General features: G+C 72.4%; 21 protein-coding genes and 1 pseudogene. 9 read left to right on the top strand and 13 right to left on the bottom strand.

The annotated features are described in order from the left end of the window. Positions 1-16: 16 nt before the first annotated feature. Complete coding sequence (locus ACIOKD_RS31780; RefSeq protein WP_402090825.1) at positions 17-439, bottom strand: ATP-binding protein; 423 nt, start codon at positions 437-439, stop codon at positions 17-19. 157 nt (positions 440-596) lie between these two features. Between ACIOKD_RS31780 and ACIOKD_RS31775 the strand changes: the two genes are divergently transcribed. Together ACIOKD_RS31775 and ACIOKD_RS31770 are read left to right on the top strand one after the other, a co-directional pair. Continuing rightward, a complete protein-coding gene (locus ACIOKD_RS31775; RefSeq protein ID WP_402090823.1) occupies positions 597-1,859 on the top strand; it encodes a twin-arginine translocation signal domain-containing protein in 1,263 nt (420 codons plus the stop codon). Further along, entirely contained in the window at positions 1,844-2,383 is a 540-nt protein-coding gene (locus tag ACIOKD_RS31770) for a GNAT family N-acetyltransferase (protein WP_402090821.1), read from the top strand. Before ACIOKD_RS31775 ends, ACIOKD_RS31770 begins: the two co-directional genes overlap by 16 nt. A 49-nt stretch (positions 2,384-2,432) precedes the next feature. Here ACIOKD_RS31770 and ACIOKD_RS31765 read toward each other — a convergent pair whose 3' ends face one another. Then, entirely contained in the window at positions 2,433-3,551 is a 1,119-nt protein-coding gene (locus ACIOKD_RS31765; protein ID WP_402090881.1) for a MerR family transcriptional regulator, read from the bottom strand. A gap of 176 nt (positions 3,552-3,727) precedes the next feature. On the opposite strand from ACIOKD_RS31765, the gene ACIOKD_RS31760 reads away from it, so the two are divergent. Continuing rightward, positions 3,728-4,624: a RimK family alpha-L-glutamate ligase gene (locus tag ACIOKD_RS31760; RefSeq protein WP_402090879.1), complete on the top strand. Its 897-nt coding sequence runs from the start codon at positions 3,728-3,730 to the stop codon at positions 4,622-4,624. Here ACIOKD_RS31760 and ACIOKD_RS31755 read toward each other — a convergent pair. The 10 genes from ACIOKD_RS31755 to ACIOKD_RS31710 all read right to left on the bottom strand — a co-directional run bounded on the left by ACIOKD_RS31755 (position 4,605) and on the right by ACIOKD_RS31710 (position 17,395). Then, positions 4,605-5,246 (bottom strand): hypothetical protein, encoded by a 642-nt coding sequence (locus ACIOKD_RS31755; protein ID WP_402090819.1) that lies wholly within the window; start codon positions 5,244-5,246, stop codon positions 4,605-4,607. The genes ACIOKD_RS31760 and ACIOKD_RS31755 overlap by 20 nt on opposite strands. Then, positions 5,215-6,063 (bottom strand): FkbM family methyltransferase, encoded by an 849-nt coding sequence (locus ACIOKD_RS31750; protein ID WP_402090817.1) that lies wholly within the window; start codon positions 6,061-6,063, stop codon positions 5,215-5,217. Before ACIOKD_RS31750 ends, ACIOKD_RS31755 begins: the two co-directional genes overlap by 32 nt. Further along, positions 6,060-6,371 carry a Trm112 family protein gene (locus ACIOKD_RS31745; protein WP_402090815.1) on the bottom strand — a complete coding sequence of 104 codons (312 nt, stop codon included), beginning with the start codon at positions 6,369-6,371 and terminating at the stop codon, positions 6,060-6,062. Before ACIOKD_RS31745 ends, ACIOKD_RS31750 begins: the two co-directional genes overlap by 4 nt. Continuing rightward, entirely contained in the window at positions 6,283-7,290 is a 1,008-nt protein-coding gene (locus ACIOKD_RS31740) for a DMT family transporter (RefSeq protein ID WP_402090813.1), read from the bottom strand. The genes ACIOKD_RS31745 and ACIOKD_RS31740 overlap by 89 nt, the downstream gene beginning before the upstream one ends. Positions 7,291-7,293: 3 nt before the next feature. Continuing rightward, positions 7,294-8,088: a class I SAM-dependent methyltransferase gene (locus ACIOKD_RS31735; RefSeq protein ID WP_402090811.1), complete on the bottom strand. Its 795-nt coding sequence runs from the start codon at positions 8,086-8,088 to the stop codon at positions 7,294-7,296. Further along, positions 8,085-9,458, bottom strand: coding sequence for a condensation protein (locus ACIOKD_RS31730; RefSeq protein ID WP_402090808.1), 1,374 nt, complete (start codon positions 9,456-9,458; stop codon positions 8,085-8,087). The genes ACIOKD_RS31735 and ACIOKD_RS31730 overlap by 4 nt, the downstream gene beginning before the upstream one ends. Next, positions 9,455-14,047, bottom strand: coding sequence for an alpha-(1->3)-arabinofuranosyltransferase family protein (locus ACIOKD_RS31725; protein ID WP_402090806.1), 4,593 nt, complete (start codon positions 14,045-14,047; stop codon positions 9,455-9,457). Before ACIOKD_RS31725 ends, ACIOKD_RS31730 begins: the two co-directional genes overlap by 4 nt. After that, a complete protein-coding gene (locus tag ACIOKD_RS31720; protein WP_402090877.1) occupies positions 14,044-14,766 on the bottom strand; it encodes a class I SAM-dependent methyltransferase in 723 nt (240 codons plus the stop codon). Before ACIOKD_RS31720 ends, ACIOKD_RS31725 begins: the two co-directional genes overlap by 4 nt. A gap of 101 nt (positions 14,767-14,867) precedes the next feature. Then, positions 14,868-16,055, bottom strand: a complete 1,188-nt coding sequence (locus ACIOKD_RS31715; RefSeq protein ID WP_402090804.1) for a glycosyltransferase family 4 protein — start codon at positions 16,053-16,055, stop codon at positions 14,868-14,870. Positions 16,056-16,417: 362 nt separating this feature from the next. Then, positions 16,418-17,395, bottom strand: a complete 978-nt coding sequence (locus tag ACIOKD_RS31710) for a DUF3068 domain-containing protein (RefSeq protein ID WP_402090801.1) — start codon at positions 17,393-17,395, stop codon at positions 16,418-16,420. Positions 17,396-17,743: 348 nt separating this feature from the next. On the opposite strand from ACIOKD_RS31710, the gene ACIOKD_RS31705 reads away from it, so the two are divergent. The 4 genes from ACIOKD_RS31705 (at position 17,744) to ACIOKD_RS31690 (ending at position 21,017) form a co-directional block, all read left to right on the top strand. Further along, positions 17,744-17,896 carry a hypothetical protein gene (locus ACIOKD_RS31705; protein ID WP_189777135.1) on the top strand — a complete coding sequence of 51 codons (153 nt, stop codon included), beginning with the start codon at positions 17,744-17,746 and terminating at the stop codon, positions 17,894-17,896. 2 nt (positions 17,897-17,898) lie between these two features. Then, positions 17,899-19,140, top strand: coding sequence for a PucR family transcriptional regulator (locus ACIOKD_RS31700; RefSeq protein ID WP_402090798.1), 1,242 nt, complete (start codon positions 17,899-17,901; stop codon positions 19,138-19,140). A gap of 201 nt (positions 19,141-19,341) precedes the next feature. Beyond that, a complete protein-coding gene (locus ACIOKD_RS31695; protein WP_402090796.1) occupies positions 19,342-20,115 on the top strand; it encodes an IclR family transcriptional regulator in 774 nt (257 codons plus the stop codon). Then, complete coding sequence (locus ACIOKD_RS31690; protein ID WP_402090794.1) at positions 20,112-21,017, top strand: SMP-30/gluconolactonase/LRE family protein; 906 nt, start codon at positions 20,112-20,114, stop codon at positions 21,015-21,017. The genes ACIOKD_RS31695 and ACIOKD_RS31690 overlap by 4 nt, the downstream gene beginning before the upstream one ends. Before the next feature lie 107 nt (positions 21,018-21,124). Here the strand turns inward: ACIOKD_RS31690 and ACIOKD_RS31685 are convergent, their stop codons facing one another. Continuing rightward, positions 21,125-21,820, bottom strand: a complete 696-nt coding sequence (locus tag ACIOKD_RS31685; RefSeq protein WP_402090792.1) for a GntR family transcriptional regulator — start codon at positions 21,818-21,820, stop codon at positions 21,125-21,127. A 129-nt stretch (positions 21,821-21,949) separates the two neighbouring features. Between ACIOKD_RS31685 and ACIOKD_RS31680 the strand changes: the two are divergent. Then, a pseudogene (locus ACIOKD_RS31680) lies at positions 21,950-22,474 on the top strand (YbhB/YbcL family Raf kinase inhibitor-like protein); the annotation flags it as partial. A 128-nt stretch (positions 22,475-22,602) separates the two neighbouring features. Beyond that, positions 22,603-23,268: hypothetical protein (locus tag ACIOKD_RS31675; protein ID WP_402090790.1), on the top strand; the 666-nt coding region annotated here is incomplete at its 3' end.

Here is a 23,268-nt window from a genome sequence, read left to right as displayed (position 1 = left end):
ACCTTCGGCTACTCGGTCACTGGGCCGGCTCGCATTGGATCTCGGCCCAGACGGTCTTGCCTCTGCGGTGGAGGTCGGTGCCCCAGCGGTCCGAGAGGGCCTCGACCAGGACGAGGCCACGGCCCCGGACCTGGTCCCCGATGGAGTCGGTCCGCATCTCCGGGAGCTTGCGGGAACGGTCGACGACCCCGAGGCGGATACGGCCGTCAGCAGGACGCGTGACGATGACTCTGATAGAGGGGGAGCGTGCGTGGTCCACCGCGTTGGAGACCAGCTCGGTGATGATGTTCAGAGCGTCTTCGGTCATCTCGTCCTGGTGCCAGGCGGCGAGGGCGGTGCGGACCAGGCTTCGGGCCACCCCTGCGCTCTCCGGCAGCCTGTCGAGCGTCTGTGCGTAGCCAGGATGCCCGGTGGGGCGAGGTGTTGCCGTCACAGTCATAAGAACCTCGGGGTGCGGGTGTGAGGGGCCTTACTTTGAGTGAACGGCTCCGGGGCGCGGGGAGGCAGGAAATTCCGGCGGTCCGTGTATCGGCCTGGACCGGAAATTCTGGACGATCTCCACTCACGGACGGGTCATCAGTCCTTACCGTGGGTGTGTGAACGGCAATGAGGCCCTCAACAGCGCCATGCGGGAGCGCGGTTTGACACAGGTCGAACTGGCCGACGCGGTGAACGTCCGGCTGGACGCCTCGGGGAACGTGGGGACGGTCAGCGACCGGACCGTCCGCAACTGGCTGACCGGAAAATCTCGGTGGCCGCACTTCCGGCAGCGCTTGGCGTTGGAGGCAGTATTCGGATGTACGGCCAGGGCGCTGGGGTTCAGCCCTCCGGGCCGTCGACGACCTTCCTCCTCTGAACCGGAGTCCCCTGTGGATCGCAGGAACTTCCTTACCGCCGCCACCGCAACAGCCGCAGCCGTGACGCCGTTCGTCGGTGCGCCGCCGCGGGTCGGCACCTCCGACGTGATCCGACTCCGATCGGGCCTGGATGCCTTGGTGGTGCTGGACCACAGCAGAGGTGGCCACGACGGCCTGGAACGGGCCGCGTTGGCCGGGGCCGCCGAGGCTCTGGAGAAGCAGAAGCTCGGGGCCACGCAGCGCATCCGTCAGAGGCTCTTCTCCGTGGCCGCCGACTACACGGCCACGGCCGCATGGAGCGCCATCGACGCCCGGAGGATGGACCGCGCCTCCCAGCTCCTCGGCCGGGCCCTGTACCTGGCCGGGATGGCCAAGGACCCCGTCGCGGAGATGCGGGTCTGGAACTCCTACGCGATGCTCGCCCACCACCGGGGCGAGTACGCGGAAGCCGTCGATGCCGCCTACGCGGCCCAGGGGACGGCCGTCGCCCGGCGTCAGCCGCTGTACAGCTCCCTGGCCCACGCTCGTACGGCCGTTGGCCACTCGAATCTTGGAGACGCTCAAGCCGCCATCCGCTCCCTCGGATACGCCCAGGAGGCCCTGGGCAAGGTGGAGATGGGCGAGCCCGCCCCGTCGTGGATCGCCTTCTACGGTCCTGCTGAGCTGCTGGCCATGACCGCCATCGTCCGGCACCGTATCGGCGACCCGGCCGAATCCGAGGCCGCTTCCCACAGCGCCCTGAGCACCATCCCGAAGGAGTTCAAGAGGAACCGGGCCCTCGCCACCGCGCGGCTCGCGCTGGCCCAGCTCCACCAGCGTGACGTCGACCAGGCATGCGCCACGGCCTCCGCCGTCTTCAATCAGATGTCCGGCCACCCGATCCCCGGACGGATGCGCTCTTTGCTCGGTGACTACTACCGGGACTTGATCAGCCTTGCACCGGGCGCCACGATCGCCCGAGAGTGGGGCGACCGCTACCGATCGGAATGGAGCCGACTGTGAGTGCCGATGGCTTGGACATCCGCCGCTTCGGGCACGACGACCTGCCGCAGATCCGGCAGACGATCATCGACTTGCACGCCGCAGCGGCGGGACCCGACCGGGACGACGACTTCAGGAAGAAGTTCCCCTGGTTCGTGGACCACTGGGGCGGTAACCCGGACTTCGCCTGTGTGATCGCGTACGACGGTGACGAGGCGGTGGGCTTCGCCTACGGTGCTCCTGCCGTCGAGGGCAGGGAGTGGTGGCGAGAGCACGTCGACCCGGCTCCGGAAAAGGTGGCGACCTTCTCCTACTCCGAGCTGGCCGTCCACCCGAAGAAGCGGAAGCAGGGTGTGGCGGACGCGCTCTCCCGCGCGCTTCTGCAGGAGCGGCCCGAGGACCTCGCCGTCCTTCTCGTGGACATCAAGCACCCCCGCGTGCAGGCGCTGTACGAGGACTGGGGCTTCCGGAAGGTCGGGAAGCGTCAGCCCTTTCCGGACTCCCCGGTGTACGCCGTCATGCTCGCGCAGCTGCCGTTGAGCTAGATCCACCAGGCGGATGACCTTCGTCCTCCAGCGCATCGCGCCATCCGTCCTACGCGGTGACGGGCCAGGCAGCCCTCACCACGTCCGCCACCACGCAGCTCACGTTGTCCGGGGCGCCGGCGGCGTTCGCTGTTGCCACCAGGGTTCCTACCGCCTCAGCCGTGTCGGGGGTCGTCGTGAGCGTTTCCTTGATCGTGGTCTCCGGAACGACGGCCGGCAGGCCGTCCGAGCAGAGCAGGTAGCGGTCGCCGGGGCGGGCGTCGTGGAGGCGTACGTCGGGGGGCGGCGAGCCTGCGCCCGTCAGTGCTTTCGCGAGCAGCGTGCGCTGCGGGTGGGTCGTGGCCTCCTCCGGGGTCAGGCGACCCTCGTCGAGCAGTGACTGGACCAGCGTGTGGTCGTGGGTGATCCGGAAGAGGTCGCCGTCGCGCAGGAGATAGGCGCGGGAGTCGCCGATGTGGACCAGGGCCAGTTGCGAGCCCGTCCACACCATCGCGGTGAGGGTCGTGCCGGTCTCCGGGTCCGCCGGGCCCGCCACCTCCCGGACCGCCTCCGTGGCGCCCTGGACCGCGTCCTCCAGGAGGTTGAGGACGTTCCCGGCGGCGAGCGGCTCGGTGTCGAGGAACTTCAGGGCCTCCACGGCGGCGCCGCTCGCGGGCGCGCCCCCGGTTCCGAAGCCGTCCGCCACCGCCAGGACGCGCGTGCCCGCGTACGCCGTGTCCTGGTTGGCGGGGCGGACCCGGCCGGTGTCGGAGAGAGCGGCGTAGCGCAGTTCAAGGCCGGGGGGCGTAGGGGTGACAGGGGTCATGGTGGTCTCCTTGCTCGGGAGAGGGCCCGTGGGAAGGCCCGCGAGGTGGTTCACGAGGAAGGACGCCAGGTCGCGGCGCGTTGCCGTCTCCGCCTCGACCCGTGACCAGAACGCCCGGATCTCCCGCGCGGCGGCCACCGGTTCGAGGGCGCCGACCTTGCGGATCTCTGCCAGCGGCATGCCGAGCCGTCGTAGCCACGCCACCAGGCGCGCCCGCTCCAACTGCTCCGGCGCGTAGTAGCGGTAGCCCGTCTCCGGGTCCACCCGTGCGGGGCGCAGCAACTCCAGCTCGTCGTAGAGCCGAAGTGCCTTCGGCGACAGCCGGCACGCCTTCGAGAAGGCCCCGATCGTCATCATCGACATCGACATGGCGTTCCTCCTGTTCTGCCACCGATGGTGTGGTCTCACCGAAGGTGAAGGTCAAGTGCCCTCTTCTACTCCCGGGCCGGCCCGTGGGCTGTCCCTGGGACGGTTGTTAACCTGCGACCGGTATGACCGGAGCCGACAGACCCCCTGAGGAGCCCGCCGTGGCACGCACCATCCCCCGTATCGCCCTGGTGACCTGCCAGGAGGTGCGGGAAGCCGGGTACGACCGCGACCTGCCCGTCCTTGCGGACGCGGTGCGGCAGGCGGGGGCAGGGGAGGGAGCGGGGGCGGGGGCCGAGGTCGCCGTCGTCTGCTGGGACGACCCCGAGGTCGAGTGGGGCCGCTTCGACCTCGTTCTCATCCGTTCCACCTGGGACTACAGCTGGCGGGCCGCCGAGTTCCTGGCGTGGGCCGACCGGTGCGGGGCCGCGACGACCCTGGCCAACCCGCCGGAGGTCGTGCGCTGGAACGCCGACAAGCGGTACCTGGGCGACCTGGCCGCCGCCGGTGTGCCCGTCGTCGACACCCGCTACCTCGCCCCGGGCGACCCGGCCGACCTGCCCGACGACCGCGAGTACGTCGTCAAGCCGACCTCGGGGGCCGGAGCACGGTACGCGGCCCGCTATACGCCCGAGGACCACGACACCGCCGTACGGCACCTGGAGCGCATGCACGCCGAAGGGCTGACCGCGATCGTGCAGCCGTACGTGCGGAGTATCGACACGGCCGGGGAAAGAGCCCTTCAGTTCTTCGGTGGGCGTTTTCTCCATGCCATCCGCAAGGGAGCCGTTCTCGAACCCGGCACCGCGTTCGACGACAAGAAGGTCCCGCACCCGAATCTGCGGACCTGGGAGCCGAGTTCCGCCGAACTCGCCGTAGCCGAGCGGGCGTTGGCCGCCGTGCCCGGTGCGCCGGAGCTGCTCTACGCCCGCGTGGACCTGGTGGACGGCGACGACGGGGCGCCCCGCGTCATGGAGCTGGAACTCGTCGAACCCAATCTCTTCCTCTTCCTGCACGAGGACTCCGTGCCGGTGGTCGCCCGTGCCGTCGTCAAGGCCGCCGCTCGGTGACCGCCACGCGCTGGAGCAGGCCGTACGTGAACTCCGCGACGCAGTCCCGCCGTACACCGTCCGCGCCATCCGTGCCGCCCCTGCCGCCCGTGCCATCCGGTGCCGTGAAGGCGAGCCCCCAGCGCGTCGGCGCCGACCCCTCCAGCGGGCGGGCCGGCGCGAAGGCGCGGGCCGCCTCGTCGACCGTGCAGGACCAGGGCGTCAGGTCGGTCAGTGACCGCAACTGCGGGGCGGGGGCGCCGGGCGTGCGCACCAGCCACTCGTTCCAGGCGACCCCGCCCGGGGCCACCAGCACCTCGTAGCGCAGGTCAGGCCAGAGAGGGACCGGCCACAGGAACGCCTCGCAGGAGAGGTCGCCGATCCGCCGGGGCGTCACCGACTCCGGCTCGCCCAGGATCGAGCGGTACCGCGCGACCGCGCCCCGGCTGCGCGGCGCGTGCCGCATCGCCTGCCAGCGCCGGTTGGCCTCACGCATCTGGGCGACCGAGGCGCCCAGTGTGTGGCGGGCGTCCTCCACGAGGTCCGCGTTGTGGTCGGCCATGCGGCGCAGCAGGACGAGCTGGAAGTCGAACGCGGTGAACGGTCCGGCGCTAGCCGGTTTTGCGGGAGGCATGCCTCCCATCGTCCCGCACGGGCTCCGCCTGGCGTACGTGTCCTGCGTGCGGCCCGCCCGGCCGGCGGCCGTCCGGGAGGAAGAGCACCGAGTTCACGTACCGGACGTATCCCGAACCCCGGAAGGGCAGCACCCGGCGCAGCAGGCCCTGGGAGACCACGTGCGAGGAGCGCGCCTGGTGGGCCTCCAGGTCGAAGGAGGACAGCGGCAGCCAGGTGTCGCCGGGCAGCACCCAGCCCTCGTAACCTCGCTCGGAGAGGTGGGAGACGACCGTGTCGATGGGTTGGATGCGGGCCTCCAGCTCGATGAACAGGGCCGGGCGGTCACGGGCGAGGAGGGTGTCCGCCCCGCGCAGTACCGCGAGCTCGTTGCCGTCCACGTCGATCTTGACGAAGCCGACCTCGTGGAGGTTCAGGCTGTCCAGGGTGAGGCAGGGGACGTCCAGGGCGTGGGCGTGGATGTCCCGGCGGACGAGGGACGAGACGCCCCGGTCGCCCTGGTCGCCGGCCGGCAGCCAGAGGCGGGCCGTGCCGGACCGGTCGCTCGCGGCGGCGTGGATGACCTGGACGTTCCCGGGAGTCACGGCGGTGAGCAGCCGGGCCAGGTGCGGGACCGGCTCGACCGTCACCACGCGGCGTGCCCGGCCCGACAGGCGGTGGGTCCAGGGGCCGTACCAGCCGCCCACGTCCACGGCGGTGCCGCAGCCGGGCGGGCAGAGGTCGTCGAGCCGGGCGAGTTCGGGCTCGTAGCGTGGATAGACCGACCGGGCGACGGCGGCGACCAGTCGCACCGGCACGAAGGGGGCCAGACGGGCTGCCAGGGTCATGGCGTCACCGACCCCGGCTCCAGGGGTCCGCCGCGGGAGCCGCTGAGGTCGCCGTCCCCGGTGATCCGCAGCAGCAGATCCTCGTGCTCGTCGTCCGTCACCTGCTCACCGGAGGACGGCAGGAGCTGCGGGATGCCGTCCACGATGGGATAGCGCCGCCGCAGCCGGGGGTTGTACAGAGCGGCCTCAGCACCTTCAGCAGCCTCAGCGCCCCGCGTACTACCCCCCGTCTCCTTTTCGAGGAGATGCAGCGGTCCCTTGTCCAGCGGGCACGCCAGTATCTTCAGCAGCGGATCGTCCGGGTTCATGGCTGGTCAACTCCTGTGCGGGGGATAAGGATCGGGGTTTCGGCGGTGGGTCGTGCTTGGGCATCGCGAGAAGTACGGAGACCGCCAGCGCCGTACCGCCGAGCCGCAGCGCCAGCCGCAGCGGGTCCTCGGGCAGCGCCTCACCGAACGTGACCGTGCCGAGCACCGCCGTGAACAGACAGGCCACCGTCGTGCAGACCGGCACGATCAGCGAGGCCCGGCAGCGCTGCAGCGCCGCCTGCGACATGACCAGGCCGAACACGCCGGTGAACAGCAGGAGATACGGGTACGGGGAGCGCAGCAGACCGAGCACCGCGCCGCCGAACCCGCTCCCGGTGAGGTGGCTCGACACGCCCTTGACGGCCAGCGAACTGACCCCGTACAGCAGACCCACCGCCACGCCGTACTCGACACCCGTCGTCGGCATGCGGTGCCGGTGGCGGGCGCGGCGCTCGGCGGACCCGTACAGCCAGACGCCCAGCGCGAGCGACGGTACGCAGACCAGCAGGATCAGCGGGGCGGGCGCGCTGCGGCTGACGGTGTCGGAGCCCTCCTTCAGGGACAGCACCACCATCAGGAGCGCGAGCAGGATCGCCCCGAGCGCGTACCGCTCGCGGCCGGAGGTCTCCTCGCCGAGCAGGACCGAGGAGAGCAGTACGAGGATGACGAGACCGGAGACGAAGATGCCCTGCGCGGCGGCGATCGGCAGGGTGCGGTAGACGACGAGCTGCGCGCCGAAACCCGACGCCAGGGCGAGGGACCCGCCGATCCACAGCCAGCTGCCGAGGACCAGCCGCAGCAGCCGGGCGGGTCGGCGGACGCTCACCTCCGGCAGTGCCGCGAGCGCCCGTTTCTCCAGGACGAATCCCGCGCTGTAGAGCACGTTCGCCAGCAGGGCCGCTGCCACCCCCCACCACATGGTCTACGTCCTTCGCGCGTGCAGGAGAAGGATCGAGGCCATCGACGGGACGTGGCACGCCAGCCGGTCAAGCGGGCGCAACGGCCGCGGTACGCCGTGGAAGGGCGCACCCCGCAGCGCCGCGACCTCGAAGCCCGACGCGGTCACGAACTCCCGCAGGGCGCGGGGTGTGTAGAGCCGCAGATGGCCCACCACCTCCTTGCCGGGGCGGCCGTGGATCGCGCGCAGGCTCACCTCGGAGAAGACGGGCTGGACGCCGGCGAGGAGCAGGCCCCGGTTGTACCAGGCGGCCAGGTTCGGGGTGGAGAGCATGAGATGACCTCCTGGGCGGAGGATCCGGCGGATCTCGTCGAGCGCCGCGTCCGGGTCGACGAGGTGTTCCACGACCTCGCTGAACAGGACGGCGTCGGCGCAGGCGGACCTGAACGGCAGTCCGCCGTCGGTGAGTTCACCGCGTACCGCGTACGGGAGACGGGCGTGGGCGCGTCTGAGGGCGTCCTGGGACCAGTCGACGCCGATGACGCGGTGACCGGCGAGCAAGGGCGCGGCCGTCGCCGCCGCGGTGCCGTCGCCGCAGCCGATGTCCAGGACCGTGCGCGGGCCGGAGGTGGCCGGGCCGAGTGCGGCGGCGAGCATCCGGGCCTGGCGCAGACTGCGGGGCGTGCCGGAGGCGACCGGGACGGCCGGGTCCTCGTAGAAGTCCCGTAGCCCGTGCTGCCCGTGCTGCCCGTGCTGCCCGTGCTGCCCGTGTGGTCCCTGCGGTCCGTGCGGCTGCCTGCGGGACGGGGCCGTGGTCATGGAGTGCCCCCTGTGCGCCCTGTGCGGCGTTCCGTGGCGTTTTCCGTCGTGTGTTCCGTGACGTGTTCCGTGGCGTGCAGGTAGTGCTCGAAGAGGTCGCGGAGGTGGTGGCCGTCGCCGTGGCTCAGCAGGGCGCGCGACCAGCGGAGCGCCACGTGCAGACGGCCCGCCGTGGCGGCCGTCGTCACCGTCAGCCCGCGCGGCATCCGGGCCGGCGCCGAGAACCACACGGCGTGCGCCCGCCCGGCCTCCTCCCCGAAGTCCAGGGCGTACGGAACGCGCCCGATGTTGCTCAGCAGGGTGGTCGGCGTCCAGGGCCCGGCGGCCCTCCGCAACCCCCTGGTGAACGCGGCCCGCCAGGCGACGGGCATCACCGGTGCCGTCAACAGGGAGGCCCCGCGACCCAGTTGGGGGCGCGGCTGGGCCTTGAGGGCGCGGGTGCGGTCCGCCGTGCGGCGCAGCAGCGCGGCCATGTCGGAGGCGTCCAGCTCCTCGGGGGCGAAGGGGACCTCGACGAGCCGGGTGCCGTTGCCGATCGGCATGTCCGCGGCGCGCGAGCGGTCGTCCACCGGCATCGTGATGCGCAGCGGACGCGGACGGGCCCCGTGTTCCCGGTTCCAGTGGGCGATCATCAGGGCGGTGGCGGCCATCAGCTGGTCGTTCACGGTGTACGGGGAGCCCTTGGGCCGCCGCGGAACGCCCAGCTCGGTGACGAGCATGCCGTTGCCGTGGTGCCGGCGAGGCTCCGGGGTGCCGTGCGCCACCCGGGCGGGCGGTGCCCAGGTGGAGGGGGTGTCGGGGGCGCGGGGAACCTCGGCGGTGGTGCGGGTCGGGGGCGCCGCCGGGGAGTTGTCCCGGCCGCCGTACAGCTCCGCCGCGGTCGCCAGGACCCGCAGACAGGCCGGACCGTCGAGAGCGGTGTGGTTGATGGTGAGGAACAGGACCGTGCCGTCGGCCGCGGGATCCTGGACGACCTCCAGCCGGATCGGCGGTGCGGCCGAGAGCGGCGGGGCGTCGCGCAGCGCCCGGTCCCGGGCGTGCTTCAGCGCGTCCCGGTCCGGCGCCGGGAACAGGACGGCGTCCACATCGGCGTCGGGGGCCAGCTCCCACTCGTACCGCCGCCCGTACCAGGGGCGGGGCGCCTCGCGCACCAGGATGCGGGGGTGGCGGCGCAGGGCCCCGGCGAACGCCCTGCGCAGGCGGTCCCGGTCGAGGCGGCCCGGCAGATGGATTTCGATGTGGACGGTCTCCGGTTCCTCCTCCTGGAGGCAGTGCCGGGCGACCTCGTCGACGACGGGGAACGGGATGCGGGCGGGCGGTCCCGCGGGGCCGTCCGTGCCGTCGCGTGCGGGGTGGTCCAGCGCGGTCATATGGGTTCGCCCTCCCTGTGACTCCTGGGGTCTGCGGCCCTCCCGCGGTCCTCGGGCCGCGCGGCCCCCGTCCCTCCGGGCTCCGCCGGTCGCGGGTACCCCGGCCCGCGGGCCGAGACGGTCGGACCGGACTCGGGCCGCGGCGGGCCCGTCGCAGCGCTGGGGCCGGGCCCGGTGCGCGGCGGGCCCGTCGGCGTGAAGGGCGGCGGCAGTGTTCCCGGCGCCCCCGGCGCACCGGAGGTGGCGCTCGCCCCCGGGCCCGCGTGCTGTCCCCGCGTCCGGTGCGGCAGCGGTGCCGTCGGCGCCTCGGAGCCCGGCGACTCGCCCCTGTCCGGACGGTCGGGATCGCCGGGATAGCCGGGACGATCGGGACCGCCGGGATAGCCGGGATGATCGGGGTAGCCGGGACGGTCCGGGTGTCCGGAGCCCGGTCGGCCCCCACCCCCACCCCCACCCCCGCCCCGCGTGCCGTACGACGTCTCGCCGACCGTCACCAGACCGGCGAACAGGCCGATCAGCGCCAGCAGTTGAGCGGTGCGACCGAACGCCCCGGCGCCCTCGGCGACCGGCTCCCCGGCCCCCGTCGCGGCGGCGATCCCGGCCCCCGCGAGCGCGAGGAACGCGAGGGGTACGAGCAGCGCGTGCCGTCGCCGGGCGAGCAGCGCCAGTACCGGCACCAGCAGCGCGAGGAACCCGGCGATCACGATCCCCACCAGGGTGAGCGCGACCGTGCCCAGGATCAGGCCGGGCGGGGGCGGCACCGGCGCGGGCGCGTCCGGATCGGGCGAGCGCCGCCGGAACAGCACGAGCCCCACCAGGACGAGGATTCCGACGCCGCCGCCGATCAGCCCGGCCTCGTACACCGTGGACGGTTCGTACGAGAGCTTCACCGTGCCGCCCTCGCCCGCCGGGATCCGCCAGCCCTGCTGCCAGCCGTCGAGGCGTACCGGGTCGAGTTCGCGGCCGTTCAGTGTGGCCTTCCAGCCGTCGTTGAAGTTCTCGTACGTCGTCAGGTAGGAGGCCGCGCCCGAGCCGACGGTGACTGCGCGGCGGTCGCCGAGCCAGTCCCGGATGCCCAGTTCACGGCTCTGCGCGGTCGGGGTGGTGACCGTGCCGCGGGTCAGCGTCACATCGGTGACGGCCAGGGGGCCCGCGTCGCCCGCCTCGACCCGGTGCGAGCCCGAGCCCAGCGACAAGTCGGCGTCCGCACGCCTTTCCTGGCAGAGGGTCAGCTCGACGGGCCGCCGCGCCACCAGGTCGCCGACCGTCCCCTTGGCGCTGGTCTCGTACAGCTCGTCGTCGACGGCGAGCGTCGGACCCTTGCCGCAGGGCAGGTCGAAGGCGCGGGAGGCGAGGGCCTTCGGGGTGCGGTAGCGGTCGTCCAGGGCGGGAACGTACGCCTCGGTCAGGCCGACCGGTAGCTGCGTGTCCTCGTCGGCCAGGGGGTTGTGGACGGTCATCGGGGCCGTCTCGGTGATGGTGATGTCGAGCCGGTCCGTGGTGATCGGGTCGAAGCGGACGGCGCCGTTCTCGTCGACACCGGCGACGACCGCGCCGTCCGGGGAGCTGATGTTCACCTCGGTGGGCCGGGTGGACAGTCCGCCGGCCGGGGCGAGGACGATCTCGCCCACCGGCTGCTTGTCCGGCCAGCTGAGCCGGATGGTCGGGTCGGCCCCGGCGATCCAGGCGGTGGTGAGATCGCCGTCGGTGAGGTTGCGCGGCGACAGGCCGGTGCCGAGGCGGGCCGTCGAAGCGGCCGTCGCGGTGATCCGGTCGTTCTGCTCGGGCGCCACGTCGTACAGCAGCGCGTCGAGCGCGTCACCGGGTACGGGGACCGCGCTCGCCTTCACCGCGTACGTACCGGCCGCGTCCGAGGTCCAGCGGCGGTGCAGGCCGGCCTCCGTGCCCGTCGGCGAGAAGCTGCCCGGGTCGGCGGCGCGGTGCAGGGAGATGGTCTCGGCGGCCGCGTCGGCGCCCTCGGCGTCCCTCGGGAGCCGCAGCATGCGGGTCACCTGGACGTCAGGAACGCTGATCTCGGAGAAGCCCGCGCCGGAGAGCCCGGAGTGCCGGGCCGTCGACTCGACGACGGTGACCTTCAGCCAACTCGTAGGGCCCTCGGGTGACTTGATGCGCTGACGTGAGCCGTCGGCCCGCAGCGTGCTCGTCTCCGAGCCCCGTTCGGTCTCCACGCGCACCCGGGTCGGCGCCGAGCGCACACTGTCCTGCGGCAGCGGGGTGACCTGGATCGACGCCGGGACCTCCGTCTCGTCCGTGAAGGCGATCCGCAGCCACTGCCCGTCCGCCGAACCCACCGCGCCCTCGGCCCACACCGTGTCGGGGTTGCCGTCGAAGGCGTTCACCGGGTCGTACTGCGGCAGGTGGTACAGCCAGTTGCCGCTCGACGAGGCGCTCACCGAGCGCGCCCCGCGCAGCTCGGCCACCGTCTGGTGCCGGATTCCGTCCGACGGCAGGATCTGGTGCGGCTCCTCACCGGGGTTCTGGAGACTGCCCGAGTGATTGCGTTCGTCACGGGTGTACGTGTACGAGGTGTTGGCGTTGACCAGGCCGAAGCGGGTGTCGGCGCGCCGCAGTCCGTCGCCCACCACCTGGAGGCCGGGGGAGCCGAGACCGGGGTGGTTGTCGCCGGTCAGCACGGTCGCCCGGTCCCGCATCGCCGGGTCCGCGGACAGCGGCAGCAGCGCCTCGGGCCCGCCGGACACGACGGCCGTGTCGGCGACGGCCTTCAGCCCGGCCTGGCCAGGCCGGGGCACGTCGGCGGCCGGCTCGTAGATCTCGACGGCCCGCTGGCGCGGATACAGCCCCTCTATCTGGATGGGCGTGTTCTCCGCGATGCGCCCGCCCGTCATCAGCGGGCCGAAGCCGGTCAGGCGCCGGTAGCCCGACTCCTCCAGCGTCCGCTTCACGGTCGTGGTCGGTACGTAGCCGAGCTGGTCCGGGTCGAGATCGTTGCGTACGACGATGTAGTGGACGCCGGCCCGGCCCAGGTAGTCCGCCAGACCCGGGACTTGGCCGCCGCTCTGCAGGGACTGCTCGACGGCGTCCATCGCGCGCCGGTTGCCGGCGGTGCCGAACGGCACGTAGTCCCGCTGGGCCCAGCGGGAGTCGGCGAGCACGTCGAGGGGCTGGTCGATGGGGTTGCCCCAGGTGTAGATGCCGTGCGCGGTGGCGGGTACGACGAGGGCGCGGGAGTCCGGCGAGAACTTCTCCAGCCAGGTCGCCGTGGACTTCCAGTACTTGGGAAGCTCCTGGAACGAACCGGGCTGCAGGATCGACCCGTTGAGGTAGGGCCAGGCGAGGCCGGGCAGGACGAGGGCCGCCGCGATCAGGGGCGCGTACCGGCGGCCCCGTACCGGACGGGCGCCCTGGGCCCGCGCGGCGACTCCGACCAGGTGGGTCAGCCCGAGGACCAGCGCGAGAGCGAGCCCCGTCTGGAACTTGTAGATGTTGCGGAAGGGAACGAGCCCTCCGTCCAGCCAGTCCTGGACCACGCCGTGGAAGGGCGCGCCGAACGAACCGCCGTAACCGGCCAGGGTGATCAGCGCGGCCGTCAGCACGGTCAGCACCAGCCAGCGCCGCTCGGGTATGTCCCGCCGGGCCAGTCCGGCGAGGCCGAGGCCGGCCGCCAGTGCCGAGGAGACGACGGCGACCACCGAGGCTGCCACGGTCCAGCCCGCGGGCAGCCAGGCCTCACCGAAGTGCAGATAGGCGACCCAGTTGCCGGCGCCGCGCAGGGACTCCGTCGCCGCCATGGTGTCCGTCGTGGTCTGCGAACTCTCCACGTAGGGAAGGAAGTTCTCGCCGTAGATGCCCAGTACCAGCAGGGGGACGACCCACCAGGCCGTCGCCAGGAGTACGCCCGGCACCCACCAGGCGATCAGCTTGCGCCGCCGTGGACCGCGCGGGCGGGACAGGAGGTACAGGCCGACGGGCAGCAGGGAGGCCAGCGTGGAGGCCGCGTTGACACCGCCCATGAAGGGGATGATGAGCGCCGAGCGCAGGGCGGCGACCCGGGCGCTGTGGCGGTCGTTCGTCAGCGGCAGCAGCACCCACGGCAGGAAGGCGCCGGGCAGGGCCGCGGCCGAGGTCGAGCCGATGACGACGGTGAACACCGGCCACAGCGCGTACACCACCGCGCCGAGGAGCCGGGACGCGGAACCGCCGATGTCCAGGCGCTCCGCGAGCCGCAGCGCGCCCCAGAAGGCGACCGACACGATCAAGGACATCCACAGCCGCTCGGCCAGCCACACCGGCATGCTGATCAGGTCGGTCAGCCAGTAGTACGGCAGCATCGGGAAGGCGTAGCCGACGTACTGGTCCGCGATGCCGCCGAAGCCGCCCCGGTCGTGCCACAGCTGGCCGAGGTCGGCCAGGAACTGGCCGGGGTCGAGCGCGACACCGAGCTTGGTGTCGAAGGTCTGCCGGCCCGGGTCCACGGCCAGGAACAGCACGAGGACCACGGCCCAGAACCCCAGCAGCCACCGCCTCGACCGGGGCCCCTGCTCGGGGCCGGGGTCCGGGGCGAGGGGACGGGTCGCCGCTGGAGGAGGGGCCTGGACCGTGCTGGTCATGGACACCGCCGGAGGATGAGGAGGAGGTTCCAGGTGGCGAATTCACGCAGTCCCGGCGCACTGGCGACGGCCTGGGCGAGGAACGGCCAGTAGCGGGAGCGCGCCGAGACGACCGTGACGTCGTCCCGGGCGCGCACCTGCCGCAGGGTGGGTCCGATGTGCACGGCGAAGAGGTTCTCGCCGAGGGTGTGCTTGGCGGGCCTGCCCGTACGGCGCCGGTAGCGCGCGCGGGCCCGTTCGGCGCCCAGGTAGTGCCAGGGCGCCCACTCGTGACCGCCCCAGGGGGACAGCCAGTTGGTGAACGACACGTAGATCAGCCCGCCGGGCCGGGTGACGCGGACCATCTCGCTGAGGAAGGTCTGCGGGTCGGCGACGTGCTCCAGGACGTTGGAGGAGAAGCAGACGTCGGCGACGCCGTCCGCGAGCGGCAGCAGATATCCGTCGGCGACGACCGATCCCTCGGGCGGTTCCGTGCCGAGTTCGCGCGGGTCCGGCTCGAAGAGGTAGCCGTGCGCGCCCCGCTTGCGGAACTCCTCGGTGAAATAGCCGCCCCCGCCGCCCACGTCCACGACGGTCCGGCCCTTCACCGGACCGTCGTACGCCTCCACCTGGTCGGCGGCGTCCCGGGCGAGCAGCGAGTAGCAGCCCTCGGGGTCGTCCTGCTCGTGGCGGAAGGCACGGAGGAGGGCGAGGGATCGGCGCAGCGAGGGGTCCCGCAGGCCGGTGCCGGGCCCGGGGCCCACGCTCTTGCGCCGGGGAGCCTTCCGCCGGGGGTCTCTCCGCCCGAGGTCCTTCCGCCGGGGGTCCTTCCGCCAAGGGATCATGGTGTCCAGTCCCTCACCGCCTCCGTCGCCACGGCTCTGAACTGGCGTACCGTGCGGTGCCAGCGGTACTGGGCGGCGCGGTCGCCGGCCGCCTTGCCCATGAGGGTGCGACGGTGGGTGGACAGGGCGAGGGTGCACCAGGCCGCGGCGAACGAGGACTCGCCGCGGGCCAGCAGGCCCGTCTCGCCGTCCACGATCGAGTCGCGCAGGCCGGGTACGTCGAAGGCGATCGCGGGCGTCTCGCGGGCCGCCGCCTCCGTGACCACCAGACCCCAGCCCTCCACGGCGGAGGGGTGCAGCAGCAGCCAGGCGGCACAGAGCAGCCGATGTTTCTCGCCCTCGGAGACATGGCCGGTGAACTCGACGCCGGGACCGGCCAGTTGCTGGAGCCGGTGCCGTTCGGGTCCGTCGCCGACGATCACCAGACGGCCGCCGGTGACCGGACGGACCCGTTCCCACAGGCGCAGCAGCAGTTCGATCCGTTTGTACTCGACGAGCCGTCCCACGGCCAGGAAGAGCGGTTCCGGTGAGCGTTCGGCCGGTGCGCCCGGCTCCTCCACACCGTTGTGCACGACCCGGATGCGTTCGCGCTCGACGCCGATGGCGCGCAGCGCGTGGGCCGTCGACGGGGAGACGGCGACCAGCAGGCCGCCGCGCTGCCCGCCCGCCAGTGCCCAGTGTTCGAGTCTTCGCCCGAGCCGGGCGGCGGGGGCCAGCGGTCCGCCGAACCGCATCCGCCACAGGTCGGTGTGCACGTGGTTGACCAGGCACAGGGTCGGTCCGCGGTGCCACAGCGGCGCCAGGTACGGCATGCCGTTGCAGACCTCGACGAGCAGGTCGCAGTCGCCGACCTGGCGCTGGAACGCCGATCTGGCGCGCAGATAGTGGCCGAGGTCGCCGCCCGCCGACACGACACGGTAGTCGCGGGCGGGGGCACCTCCCGGTCGAGCGGAGCCGGGAGTGGGGGAGGCGGGGCCGCCGCACAGCAGGGTGACCTGGTGGCCGAGGTGGGTCAGCCCTTCGGCGAGTCTGTCGACGAGGAGCTCGGAGCCGCCCGCTGCTTCGTTGCCGTAGTCACGACGGGCGAGGAAAACGATGTGGCGCGGCTGTGGGGGGAGCGCCGGGTGTCGCTGCGCGGAGCGGGGGAAGGCGGCGCGCAGCGACGAAGGCACGTGCTGGGGCATGGGTGCTCCAACTCGTCTCGGGGTGCGGAACCAGAGTGGGGCGTGGGGGTTGGTGCGTTCCGGTGCGGTCGGTGCTTGGTGCGTTCGGTGCGGGAATCCTGAATGTCCCGCGGAAAGGATCCGTATGGAGGGGTGGAACCGATCGGTGAAACCGTTCTGCCGGGACTGCGACGGGACTTCGGTGGGGCCTGATGGGACTTCGGTGGGACTTCGGTGGGGCGTTCCGTGGGGGTGAACGGGGCCCGCCGTGACGGGGGTGGGGGCGGGCTGTGTTCGGGTGGAGTGGACAGTTTTCGCCCGCTGGTTCGATGCGGCTACTCACCGAAGTGACAATTTCGGGGCTTTGTGGAGCTGACGCCTCATCACATCGTGAGCGATTGCTGGGAGCTCTCGGGCGTACCGGGATGCGGGCGTCGGCGTGCGACCAGAACGGCACCCACCGCCGCGAGGACGAAACCGGCGATCCCCGCTCCCAGCGGCAACGTCCGCCCCACCATGCGCAGCAGACCGCTGTCCGTGTCGGCGAGATCCACCTGCTTCTTCTGGGTCTCGGTGGTGAACGCGATCCGCTTGCTGTCGAGCAGTACGACGGCGTCCTCCTTCGTCCCGGGCGCCCGGAGCGTCTTGCGGGGACCGATCGCCGCGTAGATGATCCGCCCCGTGCGCTGGTCGGCGACCAGTTCCACGCCGTGGTTGGCGTACCACTCCTCGGCGAGCACCTGGCCGGCGTCCTCCACGCCCACGAGCGTGCCCGGCACCAGCCGGGTGCCGGTCTTGGTGGCGGGCACCGTCCCGGTGAACCGCAGACCCTTGTACCCCTGGATCCGCTTCTCACCCCGGTACTTCAGCGTGACGGTCGAACCGAGGGTGTTGTCCCACCAGATGTACGAGCGTTTCTGCACGTCGAAGGGGAACTTGAGGTAGGCCTCGCCCTCGAAGTAAGGCTTCTCCTCGCAGCAGTGGACCGGCTTGTTCGTCTTGCGGTCGGTCACCCAGCGCTCCATGGTCCACTGGAGCGAGTCGTGCGGGTCGGTCGCGGGCAGCGACTTGGCGGTGTCGACGGACGTGGACACGTCCCAGACCGCCCGGCCGCTCTTCTCGCTGTCGGCGACGTCGCCGCGGACCTGCCGGGTGATGGTGATCTTCTTGTCGCGGACGGTCTCGATCTCGTCGGTGTCGAAATAGCTGCCCGTGCCGGTGAAGACGGTCGTCTGGTCGGTGTCGACGGGAGTGCGTTCGGCGCGTGGTTCGACGTACCAGGCGAGCAGCGGGGCCAGGACGAGCAGGAAGACGCCCAGACCCAGTACGACCAGGGAAAAGGGTGTGGCTGTACGGCGCATCCGGGCACTCCAAGGGCTCTTGGTGACGCGGCACGAACAGGTGCCGGCACGGTGGGGGAGGGTGCAGGTGCGGTATGGGCCGGGAACCGTAGGCGCACCCTTGACGAAGTGTCAATGCGTTGATGACACTGGGGACTTGCCGGCACTGGGGACTCGTCGGCCGGGACGAGGTGGGCCCGGTGGCGAAGGGGACGTGCCGCGCCCCGAAGGGGGCGCGGGGAACTGCGTGATCAGCCGCGACCGGCCGCAATCAGCCGCGACCGGCCGCGATCGGCCCGCAGATTCCGACGGCGCTCCCGGCGGAGCGCTTCGGTGGGAGTGACCTTTCGACAGAGAGGCTGACCCGCGATGTCCAGACTGCCCGCCGTCCTGCTGACCGTGACGGTTGCCGCCGTGCTCGCCGTGGGCGCCGCCCTCGGTGTCGTCGCGCTGCTCGACGCGACCCCGGAGCAGCCGAACACGCCGCTCATCACCTATGAGACGGCCGGCCGGGAGCGCTGACCATGGCTCTCCGCCCGGCACCCGTCACCGTGCGCTCGGCCTGGCACGACGTACCGCGCCTCCAGGTGCGGCAGTTCGCCGCGATAGCGATGGCCGAGGCACCCGCGCTCGCCGAGGAGATCCTGACGGAGATACAGCATGAGTATCCCCATCTGCCGGTCGTGCTCGACGACTCCGGCGAGCCCATGGCGCTGGTCGGCATCCGCCGGGCCATCGAGGTGTTCGTCCAGCATCTGGAGACCGCCGAGGGCCGGCCGCGCGTCCACCCCGAGGTCTTCCAGGAGTTCGGCCGCGGCGAGGGCATCAACGGCCGCAGCCTCGACTCGCTCCAGGCGATCTACCGGCTCGGTGTACGGCTCGCCTGGCGCCGTTTCGCCGAGATCGGGACGCGCGTGGAGATCCCACCGCCCGCGATGTACGAGCTGGTCGACGCCGGATACGAGTACCTGGACGGGCTGGTCGACCAGTCCGTACGCGGTTACGCCGAGGCCGCCGCCCGGCAGGCCGGGGAACGTCTGCGGCTGCAGCGCCGGCTGATGGAACTGCTGCTCGCCGAGCACCACCGCGGTGATCCGGCCGAGGCGCTGACCGAACGGGCCGCGCGGATCGGCTGGCCGCTGCCCGCCAAGGTCGCGGTCGGGGTACTGGTGCGGCCCGCCCGGGAGGCCGTCGCCCCCGCCGTGGGCCAGGGCGTGCTGCTGGACATGGAGTACGAGCAGCCCCGCATGGTCGTGCCCGATCCCGACGCCGCCGGGCGCCCCGAACTGCTGCACCGGGCGCTGACCGGCTGGGCCGGCGCGATCGGCCCGCCCGTGCCGTTGCGCGACGCGGCGAAGTCGCTGCGCTGGGCGGAGGCGGCGGTACGGCTGATGGAGCGCGGGCTGCTGCCGTCGGGAGAGGTGCTGTACTGCACCGAGCACACCGAGGCGCTGGTCCTGCTGCAGCCGGAGGAGCTGATCGACGACCTGGCCCTGCGGTGTCTGGAGCCGCTGGCCCACTGCGGTCCCACGCACGGGCGGCGGCTCGCCGAGACGATGCTGGCCTGGCTGGAGACGCGGGGCGGGGCTCCTGAGGTGGCCGCGCGCCTCGGGGTCCACCCGCAGACCGTACGGTATCGCCTGCGGCAGATCAGGGAGCTGTGGGGGGACGAGGTCGATGACCCCGACCGGCGCTTCGAGCTCGAACTGGTGCTTCGGGCTCAGCGGCTCCGGGGTGAGCTCGGCGACCCCCGCGCCCGCCGCTGAGGCACCTTCCTTTCCCACCCACCCACCCGTTTACCGCGGCCCACCGGTGGGCCTCCCACACCCTCCCGGAGAGGGGGATCGCGGCAGCCCCACCCCCCGCCGGTCGCGCACGCCCATTGCCCACCGTAACCCGTGTGAGTAGCCTGTGTTCGCTATGCCGATCGGCTGTTGAAATCTCGAACATAAGGGAGGGGGCCAGTTGTGGGACGCCTCGTACCTGCCGTAACCAGGGCTCTCGACATACTTGAGCTCTTCCTCGACGGGGACGGCACACTCTCCGCCCCCGACATCGTGCGCCGGCTGCAGCTGCCGCGCACCACCGTGCACGAACTGGTGACGACACTCGCCGCACGTTCGTACATCACGCCCGTACCGGGTCAGCCCGGACGTTACCGGCTCGGGGTCCGTCCGTACCAGCTCGGCAGCCGCTACTCCGAGCAGCTGGACCTGGCCGCCGAGGGGCAGCAGGTCGCCCGGTCCGTCGCGGAGACCTGCGACGAGACCGTGCACGTGGCGATCCTGGAGGGCACGGACGTCATCTACATCGCCAAGGTGGACTCCACGCACGCCGTGCGCATGGTGTCCGCCGCCGGGCGCCGCCTCCCCGCCCACTGCACCTCCGTGGGCAAGATGCTGCTCGCCTCGCTGTCCGAGCCCGAGCTGACCTCGCGGATCCCCGACGACGCCGACCTGCTCCGGATGACGCCGAACAGCATCACCGAGCCGGCCGCCCTGCGCGAGGCCCTCGTGGAGATCCGCGCCCGCGGTGTCGCGGTGGAGAGCCGGGAGTCGAACCCCGACGTCAGCTGTGTCGCCGCGCCGGTGCGCGACCGCACGGGCCAGGTCGTGGCGGCGCTGTCCATCTCGGTACCGATGATCCGCTGGAGCGAGGACCGCCAGGTCGAGCTGGAAGGGCTCGCCGCCAAGGGCGCGGCCGAGCTGTCGGAGCGACTCGGACACCGGAGTGTCGGATGAAGCGTCGGAGGGCGCGGACGCACGCGTACGAGGTCGCGGTCCGGGCGGAGGCGGCCCTCGGGGAAGGCCCCACCTGGGACGCCGACGCCCAGCGGCTGATCTGGATCGACATCCTCGGGTCCCGGGTGTTCACGTTCGACCCGGTCTCCGGCCGCCGCACGGTACTGGCGACCGAGCAGCACGTGGGCGCCGCCAAGCCGCGGGTGGGTGGCGGCCTGGTCGTCAACCTCCGTGACGGGATCGGCCTGTACGGCCCGGACTCCGTCGCGGGTCCCGGCGGCAGCCCCGCCGGGGACCCCCAGGAGTTCCGCTGGCTGCACCGCGAGGTGGTCCCCGGCCGCCGTGCCAACGACGCGGCGGTCGCGCCCGACGGCTCCCTGTGGGCGGGCACCATGCGCTACGACGAGGCACCGGGCGGCGGCACGCTCTCCCGGTTCGCCCCGGACGGCGCGGCCGAGACCGTCCTGGACGACGTGGCGGTGAGCAACGGCACGGGCTGGAGTCCCGACGGCCGCCTCATGTACTACATCGACTCGCCGACGCGACGGATCGACGTCTTCGACTTCGACGGCCAACAGGTGAGCAACAGGCGTCAGTTGGCGATCATCGAGGAAGGTGACGGCTTCCCCGACGGGCTCACCGTCGACGCCGAAGGCTGTGTCTGGGTCGCCCTGTGGGACGGCGGCGCGATCCGCCGCTACACCCCGTCCGGCGTGCTGGACCACGTCGTCGAACTACCCGTACCGCGCCCCACGGCCTGCGCGTTCGGCGGCGCCGACCTGACCGACCTGTACATCACGACAGCCCGTACGGGCCTGGAGGCACCGCACCCGCTCGCGGGCTCGGTACTCGTCGTACCCGGCGCGGGCAGGGGCCTGCCGCAACCTGCCTTCGGGGGTTGAGGGTTGCCTGGCCGGTAGCCGGTAGCCGGTAGCCGGTAGCCGATGGCCGGTAGCCGGTCGTGGGCTTGTCCTGCCCTGCCCTGACCTGCCCCCGTCAGGGCCCGGCCTCAGACGGTCCGACCTGAATCGTCGGTCAGGGCGGCGGCGGTCATGGTGAGGTGCTCGACCAGGACCGCCGCCGCCGTGTCCGCGTCGCGGGCCAGCGCCGCCTCCTCCAGCCTGCGATGTTCCTTCGCGCCGTCCCGGCCGGGGTTGCGGTGCGCCGACCAGCGGCGGGCCAGCTCGCTCGCGGTCCACAACCGGTCGAAGGTCTCCAGCAGCGTGGGGTTGCCGCACCCCTCCAGCAGCGTGCGGTGGAAGGCCCGGTGGGCCTCGGCCCAGGCGGCGGTGTAGTACTCGCCCTCCTCCGGCACGTACGCCGGGGTCCGGACCAGTCGATGGTGGGCGGCCCGCACGCGGGCCTCCCAGTCGAGGTCGCCGCGCTCGACGGACATGCGCAGGACGACCGGTTCGACGGCCCTGCGTGCCTCCGCGATCTCCTGCCAGCGCCGGTCCGAGAAGGACGGGACCGTGAATCCGCGGTTGGGCAGCCGGTCGGCCATCCCTTCCCCGACCAGCCGCACCAGCGCCTCGCGCGTGACGGCCAGGCTCACGCCCTCCTCCTTGGCGAGGTCCTGCGGCTTGAGGGCATCCCCCGGGGCGAAGTCCCCGCGCATGATCGCGTCCCGCAGGTGTGCGTAGACCCGCTCGGAGAGCATCTGTTTCCCGGCGGGAGCCGGAGGGCGGGGCGGCGTGTCAGTCATGACCCGCAGCATAGACGATTTCGCAGATAATCGATTATTGGTGTTACTGTCGATTCTGTGATGGGTCGCCGATCCCGCCACTGCCACCACCTCCCCGCCCTCGGCGCACAACCCTGAAAGGACCACCGCGTGACCTCCAACGACCCCTTCGCCCGCCTTCCCGAGGCGGCGTCCTTCGCCGTCACCAGCACCACCGTCGCCGACGGAGCCTGCTGGTCGCCCGGGCAGCACGCCTCCGGCCTGCCCGGCGGCAGGGACATCTCCCCGCAGCTGTCCTGGAGCGGTGCCCCCGACGGCACCCGGAGCTACGCCGTCACCGTCTACGACCCCGACGCCCCCACCGGGTCCGGGTTCTGGCACTGGGCGGTCGCCGACATCCCCGCCACGGTCACCGAACTGCCCGAGGGCGCCGGCGACGACACGGGCTCGGGCCTGCCCGAGGGTGCCTACCAGCTGCCCAACGACGCCCGAGCGGCCCGTTACATCGGTGCCGCCCCGCCGGCCGGACACGGCCCGCACCGCTACTTCGTCGTGGTGCACGCCCTCGACACCGCCTCCATCGGCGTCCCGGCCGACGCCACCCCGGCCGTCCTCGGCTTCACCATGGCCGGCCACATCCTCGGCCGCGCGGTCCTGACCGCCACCGCCGAGACCACTCCCGAGACCACTCCCGGGACCGCTCCCGAGACCCCCGCCCGGACCTCCGCCGAGACCACTCCCGAGACCCCCGCCGAGACCTCCGCCTGATGGCGCCGCCCCACCTTCCAAGAGAGGCAACCGTGATGAACCTCGACACCGTCCGCGAAGCCGGCCACGCCGTCAGCGCGGCCCATCTGTTCACCTACTTCGCCCCCGAAGGAGCCCTGGAGGCGGCCGAGTTCGGCGTCACTGACCGCGGACCGGCGTACATGGCGTTCCGGTCGGCCGCGATGGGCGCGGTTCCGTGGCAGGTCACGCTCGCGGCCTTCTACAACTTCAGCCCCCGGGCGGTCCGGGCCATGGACGGCGTGTGGGACGCCGCGCCGCCCGAGCGGTGGCAGGCCGCCCGATTCCTGGCCGCCGGGCGGGCGATGCGGCGGGTGGGCGTGCGCATGACGGCCGACCAGCTCGCCGAGGCGCGCTCGCTGATCGACCCGGTTATCGCGGGCGCCGACTACGCGGGCAAGCCGCTGGCCGCCGCGAACGCGTCGGTCGCGCTTCCGCCGGACCCGCTCGTCGCGCTGTGGCAGCAGATCACTGTGGTGCGTGAGTGGCGCGGCGACGCACATCTGGTCGTGCTCGCGGACAACGGCATCGGGCCGTGCGACTGCCTGGTCCTGAGCACCGCGGCGGGCGCCCTCCCGACAGCTCTCGTGCGGACGACCCGCAAGTGGGACGACGAGGAGTGGGCCGCGGCGACGGCACGTCTGGTGGCGCGCGGCTGGCTCGACTCCGAGGCCACGGACGCC

Source organism: Streptomyces sp. NPDC087844 (assembly GCF_044742785.1).
Taxonomy (GTDB): Bacteria; Actinomycetota; Actinomycetes; order Streptomycetales; family Streptomycetaceae; genus Streptomyces.
This window is presented reverse-complemented; position numbering and strand designations above follow the sequence as displayed.

What these genes read in the sequence shown, in the direction of transcription:
- ACIOKD_RS31700 (WP_402090798.1), top strand. Translation starts at nt 17,899, where the DNA reads ATGGCTCTCCGCCCGGCACCCGTCACCGTGCGCTCGGCCTGGCACGAC.
- ACIOKD_RS31725 (WP_402090806.1), bottom strand. Translation starts at nt 14,047, where the DNA reads ATGACCAGCACGGTCCAGGCCCCTCCTCCAGCGGCGACCCGTCCCCTC.
- ACIOKD_RS31740 (WP_402090813.1), bottom strand. Translation starts at nt 7,290, where the DNA reads ATGTGGTGGGGGGTGGCAGCGGCCCTGCTGGCGAACGTGCTCTACAGC.
- ACIOKD_RS31780 (WP_402090825.1), bottom strand. Translation starts at nt 439, where the DNA reads ATGACTGTGACGGCAACACCTCGCCCCACCGGGCATCCTGGCTACGCA.
- ACIOKD_RS31705 (WP_189777135.1), top strand. Translation starts at nt 17,744, where the DNA reads ATGTCCAGACTGCCCGCCGTCCTGCTGACCGTGACGGTTGCCGCCGTG.
- ACIOKD_RS31765 (WP_402090881.1), bottom strand. Translation starts at nt 3,551, where the DNA reads ATGTCGATGATGACGATCGGGGCCTTCTCGAAGGCGTGCCGGCTGTCG.
- ACIOKD_RS31735 (WP_402090811.1), bottom strand. Translation starts at nt 8,088, where the DNA reads ATGACCACGGCCCCGTCCCGCAGGCAGCCGCACGGACCGCAGGGACCA.
- ACIOKD_RS31745 (WP_402090815.1), bottom strand. Translation starts at nt 6,371, where the DNA reads ATGAACCCGGACGATCCGCTGCTGAAGATACTGGCGTGCCCGCTGGAC.
- ACIOKD_RS31755 (WP_402090819.1), bottom strand. Translation starts at nt 5,246, where the DNA reads ATGGGAGGCATGCCTCCCGCAAAACCGGCTAGCGCCGGACCGTTCACC.
- ACIOKD_RS31710 (WP_402090801.1), bottom strand. Translation starts at nt 17,395, where the DNA reads ATGCGCCGTACAGCCACACCCTTTTCCCTGGTCGTACTGGGTCTGGGC.
- ACIOKD_RS31770 (WP_402090821.1), top strand. Translation starts at nt 1,844, where the DNA reads ATGGAGCCGACTGTGAGTGCCGATGGCTTGGACATCCGCCGCTTCGGG.
- ACIOKD_RS31750 (WP_402090817.1), bottom strand. Translation starts at nt 6,063, where the DNA reads ATGACCCTGGCAGCCCGTCTGGCCCCCTTCGTGCCGGTGCGACTGGTC.
- ACIOKD_RS31685 (WP_402090792.1), bottom strand. Translation starts at nt 21,820, where the DNA reads ATGACTGACACGCCGCCCCGCCCTCCGGCTCCCGCCGGGAAACAGATG.
- ACIOKD_RS31715 (WP_402090804.1), bottom strand. Translation starts at nt 16,055, where the DNA reads ATGCCCCAGCACGTGCCTTCGTCGCTGCGCGCCGCCTTCCCCCGCTCC.
- ACIOKD_RS31690 (WP_402090794.1), top strand. Translation starts at nt 20,112, where the DNA reads ATGAAGCGTCGGAGGGCGCGGACGCACGCGTACGAGGTCGCGGTCCGG.
- ACIOKD_RS31730 (WP_402090808.1), bottom strand. Translation starts at nt 9,458, where the DNA reads ATGACCGCGCTGGACCACCCCGCACGCGACGGCACGGACGGCCCCGCG.